Annotated in this window: 14 protein-coding genes; 9 read left to right on the top strand and 5 right to left on the bottom strand. The window is 53.2% G+C overall.

Annotation, left to right across the window (positions count from 1 at the left end):
* The first annotated feature begins 37 nt into the window (after positions 1 to 37).
* From AC5TBW_RS04640 to AC5TBW_RS04630, 3 genes are all read left to right on the top strand, one after another.
* Positions 38 to 598 carry a manganese efflux pump MntP gene (locus AC5TBW_RS04640; protein WP_495510951.1) on the top strand — a complete coding sequence of 187 codons (561 nt, stop codon included), beginning with the start codon at positions 38 to 40 and terminating at the stop codon, positions 596 to 598.
* A gap of 381 nt (positions 599 to 979) precedes the next feature.
* Positions 980 to 2,632: a sodium:solute symporter family protein gene (locus AC5TBW_RS04635; RefSeq protein WP_495510950.1), complete on the top strand. Its 1,653-nt coding sequence runs from the start codon at positions 980 to 982 to the stop codon at positions 2,630 to 2,632.
* Between the two features lie 71 nt (positions 2,633 to 2,703).
* Positions 2,704 to 2,835, top strand: a complete 132-nt coding sequence (locus AC5TBW_RS04630; RefSeq protein WP_235272403.1) for a putative transporter small subunit — start codon at positions 2,704 to 2,706, stop codon at positions 2,833 to 2,835.
* A gap of 75 nt (positions 2,836 to 2,910) precedes the next feature.
* Here the strand turns inward: AC5TBW_RS04630 and ilvY are convergent, their stop codons facing one another.
* A complete protein-coding gene (gene ilvY, locus AC5TBW_RS04625; protein WP_495510949.1) occupies positions 2,911 to 3,789 on the bottom strand; it encodes an HTH-type transcriptional activator IlvY in 879 nt (292 codons plus the stop codon).
* Between the two features lie 230 nt (positions 3,790 to 4,019).
* Between ilvY and ilvC the strand changes: the two genes are divergently transcribed.
* A complete protein-coding gene (gene ilvC / locus AC5TBW_RS04620) occupies positions 4,020 to 5,492 on the top strand; it encodes a ketol-acid reductoisomerase (protein ID WP_008958262.1) in 1,473 nt (490 codons plus the stop codon).
* A 117-nt stretch (positions 5,493 to 5,609) separates the two neighbouring features.
* Entirely contained in the window at positions 5,610 to 7,127 is a 1,518-nt protein-coding gene (gene modF / locus AC5TBW_RS04615) for a molybdate ABC transporter ATP-binding protein ModF (RefSeq protein WP_495510948.1), read from the top strand.
* A 51-nt stretch (positions 7,128 to 7,178) separates the two neighbouring features.
* On the opposite strand, the gene AC5TBW_RS04610 is transcribed toward modF, so the two are convergent.
* The 3 genes from AC5TBW_RS04610 to AC5TBW_RS04600 form a co-directional block, all read right to left on the bottom strand.
* The gene (locus tag AC5TBW_RS04610) at positions 7,179 to 7,349 is read right to left on the bottom strand and encodes a hypothetical protein (RefSeq protein ID WP_495510947.1); all 171 of its coding nucleotides are present in this window, start codon (positions 7,347 to 7,349) and stop codon (positions 7,179 to 7,181) included.
* 177 nt (positions 7,350 to 7,526) lie between these two features.
* Positions 7,527 to 7,931 carry a VOC family protein gene (locus tag AC5TBW_RS04605; protein ID WP_495510946.1) on the bottom strand — a complete coding sequence of 135 codons (405 nt, stop codon included), beginning with the start codon at positions 7,929 to 7,931 and terminating at the stop codon, positions 7,527 to 7,529.
* Positions 7,932 to 8,033: 102 nt separating this feature from the next.
* Positions 8,034 to 8,453, bottom strand: a complete 420-nt coding sequence (locus tag AC5TBW_RS04600; protein ID WP_495510945.1) for an ester cyclase — start codon at positions 8,451 to 8,453, stop codon at positions 8,034 to 8,036.
* 279 nt (positions 8,454 to 8,732) lie between these two features.
* Here AC5TBW_RS04600 and AC5TBW_RS04595 point away from each other — a divergent pair, with 279 nt between their 5' ends.
* From AC5TBW_RS04595 to AC5TBW_RS04580, 4 genes are read left to right on the top strand one after another with little or no spacing between them, the layout of a single operon-like run.
* Positions 8,733 to 9,554, top strand: a complete 822-nt coding sequence (locus AC5TBW_RS04595) for an aldo/keto reductase (RefSeq protein ID WP_495510944.1) — start codon at positions 8,733 to 8,735, stop codon at positions 9,552 to 9,554.
* Between the two features lie 51 nt (positions 9,555 to 9,605).
* A complete protein-coding gene (locus tag AC5TBW_RS04590) occupies positions 9,606 to 10,019 on the top strand; it encodes a hypothetical protein (protein ID WP_495510943.1) in 414 nt (137 codons plus the stop codon).
* Positions 10,016 to 10,975, top strand: a complete 960-nt coding sequence (locus AC5TBW_RS04585) for an aldo/keto reductase (RefSeq protein WP_495510942.1) — start codon at positions 10,016 to 10,018, stop codon at positions 10,973 to 10,975. The genes AC5TBW_RS04590 and AC5TBW_RS04585 overlap by 4 nt, the downstream gene beginning before the upstream one ends.
* Positions 10,972 to 11,640, top strand: coding sequence for an MFS transporter permease (locus AC5TBW_RS04580; protein WP_495510941.1), 669 nt, complete (start codon positions 10,972 to 10,974; stop codon positions 11,638 to 11,640). Before AC5TBW_RS04585 ends, AC5TBW_RS04580 begins: the two co-directional genes overlap by 4 nt.
* A 68-nt stretch (positions 11,641 to 11,708) precedes the next feature.
* Here AC5TBW_RS04580 and AC5TBW_RS04575 read toward each other — a convergent pair whose 3' ends face one another.
* A complete protein-coding gene (locus tag AC5TBW_RS04575; RefSeq protein WP_495510940.1) occupies positions 11,709 to 12,218 on the bottom strand; it encodes a hypothetical protein in 510 nt (169 codons plus the stop codon).

Below are 12,218 nucleotides of genomic sequence, written 5' to 3'. Positions count from 1 at the left end.
TTATGCACGGCATGTTCAGCAAGAGAGCTCATATTTTATGGCACCCATCACCCTGCTATTCCTGGCTGTTTCCATGTCAGCAGATGCCTTCGCCGCCTCCATCAGCAAAGGCGCCGAGCTGCAAAAGCCCCGTTTTCGTCATGCTATCGGTATTGGTTTAGTATTTGGTGTGATTGAAGCAATAACACCGGTGCTTGGCTGGGCAGCGGGTAAGGTATCGCAACAGTATGTGCAGGCCTGGGATCACTGGGTGGCCTTTACGCTGCTCTCAATTATTGGCCTGCATATGGTTTATGCCGGGCTCAAAAAAGACGACAAGATAGAACAGCGCAAACAAACACTGTGGTTATTAGTCCTCACCGCCACCGCGACCAGTATTGATGCCATGGCCGTGGGCGCAAGCCTTGCGTTTATCGATGCCAATATCATCGCCACCAGCTTAGCCATTGGTTTAGCCACTACCGTTATGGCTTCCATGGGCACTTTTCTGGGCCACAAACTCGGCAAATTTGTTGGCCACTGGGCAGAGTTAATTGGTGGTGTAGTGCTGATCGGCATTGGCTTAGCGGTTCTGGCAGAGCACACGGCGATTTTTTGAATCTTCGCCCGGCTTTCCCTTAAGAGTCATCAACACTTTTCTAGCATTAATGACCTAAACTTCGCCCACTCCAACCTCCCCACTCCCTCTGTCCATTTGGTAACAACCTGTACTGTTCATGCTTTAGGGAGTAGTGTAGCCAACCGGATCGACCTTCCCAGCGCTTTGTTGCAGTTCACTGTGTGCGTCAATCCGGCCCCCTTACCACGGCGTCTCCAACGCCGGATATTGCACGACCAGACTGCCAACCGCGGTCTTATCTCGCTACAGACATAACTAGGATGTTGATCTGTTTTTTGCTTTCGTCCTCTGGCGACCGCTCCGTAATGGAACTCTGGTTGCTATTTAGGATGCTAAGGCTGCAAAGCCTATGGATATTCAATGAACGAAGAAAACTTCTATCAATTCTCGACGATGACTGTCCTCGCTTTGTTGGTGTTTTTTTACGGCGGCACGTATCTGCTAACCCTGCTGATTAAGAAGAAAAAGGAAAATACTGACGCCTTTATGGTGTCCAATCATCAAATTGGCTTTGGTCTTGGCGCTGCCAGCATGACCGCCACATGGATCTGGGCTGCCTCGTTCTACGGCGCGGCCACCTCGGGTTACACCTACGGCATTTCCGGCCCTTTGCACTACGGGCTGTGGGGTGCATTGATGATTCTGTTCATCTATCCCTTTGGTCGTCGCTTTCGCAAACTGGCGCCCAACGCCCACACCCTCGGTGAGCTAATCCACGCCCGCCATGGCTCTTCCAGCCAACTGATACTCGCCTCCTCCAACATTCTGGGTAGCATCATAAGCCTGATGGTGAACTTCACGGCTTCCGGCGCGCTGGTCTCGGTGCTTTCACCCCTCTCGTTCCAGGCCGGTGTGGTTATTGCCGGGGTCGGGGTGCTCTCCTATACGCTGTGGTCAGGTTTCCGCGCCTCGGTGCTGACGGATTTCGCCCAGCTAATGGCGATGATGGCCGTGGCCATTCTGATTATTCCAGCGGTGATGTTCGCTCTCGGTGGGCCGCAAACGTTGTCAGATGGCATGAGCCTCCTTACGCCAGAACAAGCCAATCTGTTCTCGATGGACGCGATTCTCAATCAAGGTGCGCCCTTCTTTGTGGCGGTGCTGGCTTACGCGATTGGTAACCAGACCATTTCCCAGCGGCTATTTGCCGTGCGAGAAGACCACATCAAGCCGACCTTTATCACCGCGACCATTGGTTACGGTGCGATTGTGATTGGCCTTGGCATGATTGGCTTGATGGCATTGATGACCGGCATGGAGCCGATTGATGGAGACATGAACAACCTGATCCCGCAGATGGTTTCGATGTACCTCTCGCCGGTGTTTATCGGGCTGTTCTTTATTCTGGTAATCGGTTCACTCTCCTCTACCGCTGACTCGGATCTCTCCGCCATGTCCGCGATTGTGATGGCCGATGTGTACGGCAAAAATATCGCCAAAAACAAGCCCGACCCGACCAAAATGCTGTTTATCGGCAGGCTAACTATGATCGTCGCGACGCTGATCGGGGTGATTCTCGCCAGCTTCTCGATGGATATTCTGATCATGCTGGTCTTCGTCGGTGCACTCTGGGGCGCGATTGTGTTCCCGGTCATCGCCAGCTGCTTCTGGGACCGAGTCACCAATACGGCCTTCACATCCGCGGTCATCGCGGGCCTGGTGATGTTCTGCGTCGCACGATTTGAGTTGCTGCCCTTGGTTGGCGCAGTCGGCGGGCTGTTCGAATTACTCGCCGCCGTAGGCGGTGGTGTAGTGCTCGGGCTGATGGCCTTTGGGTTCTGCGGACGTCGCGTCGGCTTAGTCGTCGGCGCTCTATGTGCCATTGCGCTTGCTTACTTCAGTCTTGGATTCCTGCGCGACTACACGGTGCTGTTGGCCTCACTGATGGCCTACGGCGTCAGCACCATCGTCTGCATTGCGGTCAGCCTGATGAGTTCGAGCAAGTTCGACTTCTCGCAGATCGATCAGAAAGTGATCAACTACGATCCTGCCAAGCCTGCTACACAAGGCTAAGCCCGACGTTACGTTCGAGTCACTTCATCCGCTGGTGCGCCAAGCGCACCAGCCAGACAATAGGAAAGCACATGCAAACCTTTATCTTGGCGTTATACGTACTGATCTGGCCGTTAATATCCCTCGCCATTTTCGCGATCATCGGCATCGCCACCGTCAAAGACATTCGCATTGCACGGCGTGATAAGCGTGAACTGGTGTGACGTAGCTCTTCATAGAGGAACGGCAACCGGGTTAAGGGGAATGAGTGCGGCAAAGGATTGCCGTGGCTTACACGCCTATATCAAGCTCCAAAAGGCATCGACCAGCGGATTTTTTAAGTTTTTCTTCAACGTAAACAAGCCAACATCGTAGGGTTCCAGCTCCGGCGTCACGTCGAGCACCCGAATACGATCCTTCAATGGGCTGTTATCGAGCACAATTTTTGGCACCACGCCAATGCCAAATCCCAAGCTCACCATACTCACAATCGCCTCATTTCCCGTCACCTGTGCATAAATGCGCGGGGCGATATCGCGTTGGCGAAACCATTCGTCCACACGCGCTCTTGAGACACCGCTCTCGGATAAAATCATCGGGATACTCGCCCACTCTTCCGATGCGGTTGGCGAGGTCGTGGGAACATTCGGCACTTGCTGCTCAAGCGGCGCAATAAATAACAGCGGCGACGTCGCAATGGGCTTAAAGGCTAACCCGCGAGGTAGGTTGGCGGGACGTGCCGCGATGCTGAGGTCTTCCTTACCGTCCAGCACATGCGCAATCGCGTGTTCGGGATCCCCCGTGCGTAGCTTTATTTCAATCGCAGGATAGGCAATACGAAAGCGGCGCAGCAGCTCGTATAGAAAGCTGTAGCTCGCGGTGACGGAACCGTACAAGCTGATTTCACCGCTTAATTGATCAGCGTTGTCGGTTAACTCATGGCGGATCAAGTTCCACTGGCTGCTGGTATCGCGCGCGTATTTAAGAAACTTCTGGCCTTCCTGGGTCAACGCTACGGTCCGGTTGTCGCGATTAAACAGCGGCACACCCAGCTCGTCTTCTAAATGACGAATGTTGCGCGACAGCGCAGAAATGCTGACATGGCACTCATCGCTGGCGCGCCCGAAATGCAGCGTTTCTGCCAGGGCGAGGAACTGCTTTAACAGTTTAATATTCATAATAACGTCGGCGCTCCGCGACTGCGTTCATGGCGGTGTCCGAATACTAACCGACCGTTGCGAAAAATGGGACGTGATATTGCAAATATATCAATTTAAGAAAGAGTCACACTTGTATACATTACCTCTCATCACATACCGCTAGCGCTCACCACTAGCGACGGTGTCACCCTTTTTAATATCGGTGTACCTTACATCGACACATTGATCACAAAATTAGGATGTTAACGATGGCTAATTATTTCAATACGTTACCACTACGCGAGCAATTGGCTCAGCTTGCGCAATGCCGTTTCATGCACACCGTCGAGTTTGCTGATGGCGTCGAAGCGCTAAAAGGCAAAAAAATGGTGGTGATCGGCTGTGGCGCACAAGGCCTTAACCAAGGTTTGAACCTACGCGACAGCGGCCTGGACGTTTCTTACGCACTGCGCCCGGAAGCCATTGAGCAAAAGCGCCAGTCCTGGAAAAACGCTTCTGAAAACGGTTTTGTAGTAGGGACTTACCAAGAGTTGATCCCCACTGCAGACGTTGTGTTGAACCTCACACCCGATAAGCAGCACACCTCGGTAGTGAACGCAGTGATGCCGCTGATGAAGGAAGGCGCCTGCCTGTCTTACTCTCACGGTTTCAACATCGTAGAAGAAGGCATGAAAATTCGCGATGACCTAACCGTCATCATGGTGGCACCGAAATGCCCAGGGTCTGAAGTTCGCGCTGAATACGTACGTGGTTTCGGTGTTCCCACCTTGATCGCTGTTCACGAAGACAACGACCCCAAAGGCGAAGGCCTTGCGCTCGCCAAAGCCTACGCGGTCGGTACTGGCGGCCACAAAGCGGGCGTACTGATGTCCTCTTTCATCGCGGAAGTGAAATCAGACCTGATGGGTGAGCAAACGATCCTTTGCGGCATGCTGCAAACGGGCTCACTGCTGTGCTTCGACAAGATGATCGAAGAAGGTATCGACCCGGGCTACGCCTCACGTTTGATTCAATACGGCTGGGAAACAGTCACCGAAGCGCTGAAGTACGGCGGCGTAACGAACATGCTAGACCGTCTTTCTAACCCAGCGAAGATCAAAGCGTTCGATCTTTCTGAAGAGCTAAAGGTCATCATGCGTCCGCTGTACAACAAGCACCAAGACGACATCATGAGCGGCCACTTCTCTAAAACGATGATGGAAGACTGGGCGAACGATGACGCGAACCTGCTAAAATGGCGCGCCGAAACAGCTGAAACCAACTTCGAGAAAACCCCCGCTGGTGATGTCGAAATCACTGAGCAAGAGTTCTTCGACAACGGCATTTTGATGGTAGCAATGGTGAAAGCGGGCGTTGAGCTTGCTTTCGAAACCATGACAGCGGCGGGCATCATCGCTGAGTCTGCTTACTACGAGTCGCTACACGAAACGCCGCTTATCGCGAACACCATCGCGCGTAAGAAGTTGTACGAAATGAACGCGACTATCTCGGATACCGCAGAATATGGTTGCTACCTTTACAACCACGCCTGCGTACCGCTATTGGCAGACTTTATGAAAGGCATCAAGTCCGACGTCATCGGCAAAGGGCTTTCGCTGGACGACAACGGCGTTGATAACGCACGGTTGATCGAAGTTAACACCGCCCTTCGTTCACACCCCGTAGAAGCCGTTGGCTCGGTTCTTCGCGGCTACATGGCTGACATGAAAAAAATCGTTTAATCGTCTGATTAATCGATAGACGTTCAGGTCTTCAACACCTAGGCCATCAAAAAAGCCGAGATATCATCACGATATGCTCGGCTTTTTGGTTCCTCGAACAGTGCAAGGAAGAGAGTAATGGATTCGTTAACCCGCCTAGACGATATTCACCAAAACCGTATCCGCCTATCAAAAGCGACGGTCAGCTTTGATGATCGTTTCACGCTACGCGAGATTGACTGGACCATTACGCCAGAACAACATTGGGTGATCACCGGCCCCAATGGCTCAGGAAAATCCGCCCTTGCGGCTGCGCTTGCGGGTATTGGTGACATTCAGAGCGGAAGCATTCAAGGCATTCCCAACAATGTGGAAATCGTCTCTTTTGAAGTCCAGGCGGAGCTCATCGCCCAAGAGTTGAAGAAAGACGACGCCGACATTATGGACGTCATTTCACTCGGCACCCCCGTCAGTGAAATGATTTTCGATCATTGCCAAGACCTCGAACTTGCCCAATCCCTGGTCGACAAATTTGGCCTAAGCAAACTGCTTGATCGTGCGTTTCGCAAACTTTCCACCGGCGAAACCCGTAAAGTCATGCTGATTCGCGCACTGGCCAACAAGCCTGATTTACTGATTTTAGACGAGCCGTTTGATGGGTTGGATGTCGACACGCTCGCCATGCTGCAAGCCCACCTAGCCTCTATCATCGACACCGTACCCATGGTCATGGTGCTGAATCGCTTTGATGAAATGCCGGATTTCATCACCCATGTGGCCTACTTAGATAAAGAGCGTGGGGATAAAGAGCATGGGGAGATAAAGAGAGGTGATAAGCAGAGTGGCGATAAGGGGCGCTTAACGCTCACGGTAGATCGTCAGGACGACGCCGCCTTCAATGAGCTCTACCAGTTAATGCATTTGAAAACCACCGACCTAAGCGTGCCGGAGGCCGACCCCGCCAACAGGCTCCCTCCTCTCGACCCGAGCCAGCCATTAGTAAAATTAACCCAAGCGACCATCCAGTACGGCGACACGGTGATTGTCGATAAGCTCGATTGGACGATAGAACAAGGCCAGCATTGGCAGCTGAGTGGGCCTAACGGTAGCGGCAAAACCTGCGTTTTATCGTTGATCACCGGCGACCATCCGCAGTGCTATACCAACGATATTTTTGTGTTTGGTTTCCAGCGCGGTAACGGCGAAAGCATCTGGCAGATTAAACAGTTTATCGGCTATGTCTCCACTAACCTGCAGTGGGAATACCGGGTTAGCACCAGCTGCAAAAACGTGATTATTTCCGGCTTCTACGACAGCATCGGCATGTACACCAAGTCCACCGACAGCCAGAAAAAAATTGCCGACCAGTGGCTCGAACTACTCGGCATGCAAGACCGCGCCGACCAGCCGTTTAACAAGCTCTCTTACGGCGACCAGCGCCTGCTGCTGATTGCCCGCGCCATGGTCAAACATCCGCCGTTGTTGATTCTAGACGAACCCTGCCTTGGCCTGGACGATATCAACCGCCAACTCGTCCTCGCCCTGATCGAAAAAATCTGCCAGGGCTCAGAAACCACCGTGCTCTACGTCAACCACCACGCGGAAGATCAGATTTCAGGCATAGAGCATTATTTAGCGCTTAAGAAAAATAACTAATTTTTCAGATAGTTAAGAACAGTAACGATATTTAAAAAAATGGCCAGCCAGCTAGCCTTTTTTGTCTATCGTTACTTCAATAGATTTGCTATCGCCAGCAAACCATTTTTGAACATACAAAGTTCCCACGATAGGCGCCGTTCCTTCATCAGGCACTTCCTTATAGCGAACGCTGTTTTTAGTTTCTTTCTCGTATTCAAACTTAACTACTTTTTTCGACATGAAATGTACCCGATAACTAATGATTAGAACCTGGGCGGCTACCCCCGCTCAGTAGGCTTGTTAGATTTTAGAGTTAATACCCTGATCTCGACTCATCCATAGCATCACCTTGGAGCATAACGCCACAATGCACTGGCAAATTGACAGGTAGAAGCTGTGGCTGTCCATGTTAGAAGATTACTCAGCATGATCGTAACCGCCTTCAGCCAACGCTAGTAGGCAAAACCCGTTACCAAAGGGATCGCTCATTGTCGCAAGCATCCCCCAGGCAAAAGACTTGGTTTCTCCTTCCTGGACAGCACCCGCCGAAACTGACTGTTTTACGGCTGCGTCAATATCTTCAACAATAAAATCCAGATGCACTGGCGTCCAGTGTCGCTGGAAGTCACGTTGGATAGCGGTGCCGGGAGCAGCAGCGCTCGCCTCAGTCTGCTCGATCAAGTAAAGGAGTGCAGGCCCTCCGCCCATCTCGGCAACCGTACCGCCAAATAGCCGTCGAATAAGCTGCAAACCGAGCCCGCTCTCGTAGAAGGAAATAGCGTTCTCAATCTCCTTTACATCAATGTTTACGGTGAATTGCATAAACATCCTTCACGGACCAACGCTGCGCGCTATATACCGGTCTCAACAGTACGGTTAAATGGCACTTTAATATCACAATAATGCATCCCTGAACGCCATCGTTCAGGGCGCGCCAGGTAACGCCCCAAGCTGCTGCATCAATCCCATCGTGTCCATGAGGATACGAGTGGACTTCACCTTTGGCCCTTCAAATTGGTCAATGACCATGCCCCACACGCTGACGGCGCGGTGCGTCGGTGGTATTCCAAGAAAATCCCCTCGCTGAGTTCCCTCCCAAACGAAGCGTGTTAAGACGCGACTATCTTCTGCAATCTGTTCCTGGACGCTCCAGCGCATATCGGGGAAGGCTGTTCGCAGTTCGACTAACGTTTCCATGAGCCCAGCAAGGCCAGGCCCCTGGCCCGGAAACGGAACCTCTTCCACCATGTCGTCATGGAAGTACTCGCCAGTAGCGGAAATCTCACCTGATGTGAGAACGCGGTCAAGAAACGCTGCAATGTGGGCTTTATGTTGTTCTGACACGTGAGCCTCCTTTGAGGATCAGCGGGCTATGCACCCTCTGTCACGCTTCCAACGGGTCGTTATTCGCCAACGTTTAATAGGAGTATTTGGCAGTATAGCGGCCCGTTTCGATAATACCGCTGGAGATCTACGACGCGTAATAGCGCCAGCAAGATCACCGATGTGCTGCCCAAATAGGGCGGCTTTCGATACAGATCGTCTACGCTTGGTCCATGAACGACGATTGCCTTGGGCAGTCAGACCACCATCACAGCAGGAAATACACTAGGAGAGCGAGATATGCAGACGATTGAGCTAGGCGGAGACAGCGTACCCCGTATCGGCCAGGGCACCTGGCATATGGGCGAGGATGCCGGGCAACGGCAGGCTGAGGTCAGGGCGCTGCGGGAAGGTCTGGACCTGGGCATGACGCTGATTGATACCGCAGAGATGTATGCCGAGGGCGGTTCTGAAGAAGTCGTTGGCCAAGCGATTCGTGACCGGCGCGATGAGGTGTATCTGGTCAGCAAGGTCTACCCGCACAATGCCAGCACAAAGGGTGTTCAAGCCGCCTGCGAGCGCAGCTTGCGCCGACTGGGCACCGATACGATCGATCTCTACCTGCTGCACTGGCGCGGCCAGTACCCGCTGAGCGAAACAGTGGAAGCGTTTGAGCGGCTGCGCGAGCAGGGCAAGATTCTGCGCTGGGGCGTGTCGAACTTCGACGTTGACGACTTGGCCGAGCTCGACGCGCCCGCTTGCGCCACCAACCAGGTGCTCTACAACCCCGAAGCCCGCGGCATTGAATACGACCTGCTGCCCTGGCAAGCACAACACAACATGCCACTCATGGCCTATTGCCCGATAGGGCAAGGCGGCGCGCTACTGCATGACGCCGCCCTGCAACGCATCGCCGACAAACACAGCGCCACCCCCGCGCAAGTCGCCCTCGCCTGGGCACTGCGTAACCCCGGCGTGATCGCTATTCCTAAAGCCGTGAATCTGGAGCACCTTAAACAGAACGCTGATGCAGATAAGGTCAGACTCGACAAAGATGACCTGGCACAAATCGACGCCGCCTATCCCCCGCCAACGCGCAAGCACTCTTTGCAGATGGTGTGAGGGCGAGCCATTAACGGCCCAGAATTAACGGACTAGGACAGGAGCGCTGTCATGTCACTGCCCGCCCCACAACCCAACGCCTGGATCAGCTTCCTCGCCCACCTGCTGTTTATACTCGCCGCGTGGACGCTGTTCATCAAATACCTGTTTCCCGTGGGTTACGCGCTGGCGTACGGCGAGCCCTGGGCACGCTATATCTATTGGGATCTATGGCCACTGGCGCACGTCTGGCTGGGCTGGGCGCTGCTCACAAGGCCTCGCTATACGCGCGCATTGGCGGTAGGCATGTCCGTCATTGAAATCCTCATCATCTGTACCCTGTTCGGCGGTTTTCTCGCCGACCCAGAGTGGACGATCTGGCGTACTAACTGGTTTGTGAATAAGGTGTTTGTGCTGACATGTTTTGTGCTGGTGTTGGCTGCCACGGTGCCGATTCAAAAAAACCGGAAGGAGCGACCGCTATGAACCTTCCCATCAAACATCACATCAAGCATCGCATCACGCGCAGACAAAGCCTTATGCTTATCGGTACTACGCTCGCCACCATGACGTTCCCAACCGCATCGCTTCTTGCCAGCACGGGAGGGATGCGTCAGAAGGCTTTTGCGGGCACTGATAAAAAGCTGCCCGTGATTGGCATGGGCACTTGGCGTACCTTCAACGTTGGCAGCGACCCACAATTGCTCGATGCCCGCACCGAGGTGGTTAAAGCATTCTTTGAGCATGGCGGTGGCCTGATCGATTCTTCTCCCATGTATGGCTCGGCGCCGGACGTGATGGGCTATGCCCTGCAGCAGCTTGGCACGCCCGAAAGCCTGTTTGCCGCCGAGAAGGTCTGGAGCCCCGCTGGTGGTTCAGCCCGCGAGCAGGTAGCGGAGCTTAAAGAGCGCTGGAAGGTGGAGCACTTCGACCTAGTGCAGGTGCATAATCTGACCGACTGGCGTGCACACCTGGCAGCGCTGCAGGAGATGAAAGCCGAAGGCCTCATCCGCCATGTCGGCATCACTACCTCGCACGGGCGCCGCCACAGCGAGATGGAGCAGATCATGATGTCAGAGGACATCGACTTCGTTCAGCTCACCTACAACATCACCCACCGCGAAGCAGAAAACAGGCTACTGCCCTTGGCAGAAGAACGGGGCATCGGCGTGATCGCCAATCGCCCTTACGATGGCGGCAGCCTGATCAAGAACTTCAAGCGCCGTGACGTGCCATTGCCCGAGTGGGCGCAGACGGAATGCGGCTGCACAACCTGGGCGGACTTTCTGCTGAAGTTTATCGTTAGCCACCCGGCGATCACCTGCGCGATACCCGCCACCACCCAGGTCGAGCACCTGCGCGAGAATATGCGTGCCGGCCACACCCCCACGCCCACGGCCGACGCCCGGCAGCGGATGGCCGCCTATATCGAGTCGCTATGAACGAGTGGACAAGCTACCAACTGCAGGACTTTATTCCTTTCACGGCAGATGTTTACTTTCGCCTGCTGGAACGCATGGGAGAAACCTTCTGGCCGCTGCACCTGCTTACCCTCACCTTGGGCGCCGCCACCCTTGTGCTGGCGCTGAAACACCGCACGCGAATCACCTGCCTGCTACCCGCCCCTCTCTGGGCCTTTGTCGCCGTCGCGTTTTTCATTCAGCGCTATGCAGAACTCAACTGGGCCGGGGGCTATGTTGGCTACGCTTTCATCTTCCAAGCCGTGCTATTGGCATTGATAGCGCTAACGGGATGGGGAATGGATAACGCGCCACGCTCAACAACCCCACCGGTTGCTATAGGTATAGCCATCACCTTCTTTGGCCTGATAATGATGCCGCTGGTGGCGCCGCTAAGCGGCGGCTCCTGGTATCAGGCAGAAGTGTTCGGCATTCATGCCGACCCCACGGCGGTTACCACGCTGGGCTTGGTGCTAATCATGTTGCGGGGTTTCGCTCTCTGGATCGCCATCATCATTCCAGCGCTATGGCTAGTGGTTTCAGGCCTAACGTTGCAAGCGCTGGATTCGGGGGGCGTTGCCGTACTGTTCGCTATACTGGTGATCTCACTGGTTGGGCTGATCTGGAAAAGCATTGAGTTCAAGTGATGATGCCCAGCGCTGACTCAGCCAGTGCGGAGTATTGGCTGTCGTGCTGCCGCTGTTTGTTAGCTGCATTAAAGCTTAGCGACATATGAATAAATCTCTTTCGCAATGGGATGGATTTCTTCTAATCTAGATCGAGTAATAGAGGGCGCAGGATATGTTCGAGTCGCATTCTGAGCCCATGTATGTGCCGCACTATCACGATCCCGTTTAACTGCTTCCAACTCACTAATTAGAATTGAAAGATTTCCGGTTTTATCAAGTTCTTTTTCTATTTTTTCCATAGCTACTAAGCCAATTGCTCTAATTAGCATTGGCCTAAAGTTTTCCTTATACTGGAATCCATGATTATTTCCAATAACCGAATTTTCAAGCATTTGCTTATAGGGATGGCTTTTTAACTTTGTTTTTACAGCTCGCCTCACAATGTTATCAAATGCCTCTTCGATCCATCCACAGTATTCTAGTATTGCCAACTTTGAGTAATAAATTGATTCATCAACACTCGAACAAAGCATGGCACCATTGTACCTATCATCTAAGTCCTTAAGTGTTCGATAAATATGTTTTTTAACAATCAT

It is taken from the genome of Vreelandella sp. ssv (genome assembly GCF_059448525.1).
This window is presented reverse-complemented; position numbering and strand designations above follow the sequence as displayed.

Bases quoted from the DNA above. Each gene is read 5' to 3' on its own strand.
- AC5TBW_RS04605 (WP_495510946.1), bottom strand. From the start codon at position 7,931: ATGCAATTCACCGTAAACATTGATGTAAAGGAGATTGAGAACGCTATT.
- AC5TBW_RS04630 (WP_235272403.1), top strand. From the start codon at position 2,704: ATGCAAACCTTTATCTTGGCGTTATACGTACTGATCTGGCCGTTAATA.
- AC5TBW_RS04610 (WP_495510947.1), bottom strand. From the start codon at position 7,349: ATGTCGAAAAAAGTAGTTAAGTTTGAATACGAGAAAGAAACTAAAAAC.
- AC5TBW_RS04640 (WP_495510951.1), top strand. From the start codon at position 38: ATGGCACCCATCACCCTGCTATTCCTGGCTGTTTCCATGTCAGCAGAT.
- AC5TBW_RS04575 (WP_495510940.1), bottom strand. From the start codon at position 12,218: ATGATTGTTAAAAAACATATTTATCGAACACTTAAGGACTTAGATGAT.
- AC5TBW_RS04590 (WP_495510943.1), top strand. From the start codon at position 9,606: ATGTCACTGCCCGCCCCACAACCCAACGCCTGGATCAGCTTCCTCGCC.
- ilvY (WP_495510949.1), bottom strand. From the start codon at position 3,789: ATGAATATTAAACTGTTAAAGCAGTTCCTCGCCCTGGCAGAAACGCTG.
- AC5TBW_RS04595 (WP_495510944.1), top strand. From the start codon at position 8,733: ATGCAGACGATTGAGCTAGGCGGAGACAGCGTACCCCGTATCGGCCAG.
- AC5TBW_RS04585 (WP_495510942.1), top strand. From the start codon at position 10,016: ATGAACCTTCCCATCAAACATCACATCAAGCATCGCATCACGCGCAGA.
- modF (WP_495510948.1), top strand. From the start codon at position 5,610: ATGGATTCGTTAACCCGCCTAGACGATATTCACCAAAACCGTATCCGC.
- AC5TBW_RS04635 (WP_495510950.1), top strand. From the start codon at position 980: ATGAACGAAGAAAACTTCTATCAATTCTCGACGATGACTGTCCTCGCT.
- ilvC (WP_008958262.1), top strand. From the start codon at position 4,020: ATGGCTAATTATTTCAATACGTTACCACTACGCGAGCAATTGGCTCAG.
- AC5TBW_RS04580 (WP_495510941.1), top strand. From the start codon at position 10,972: ATGAACGAGTGGACAAGCTACCAACTGCAGGACTTTATTCCTTTCACG.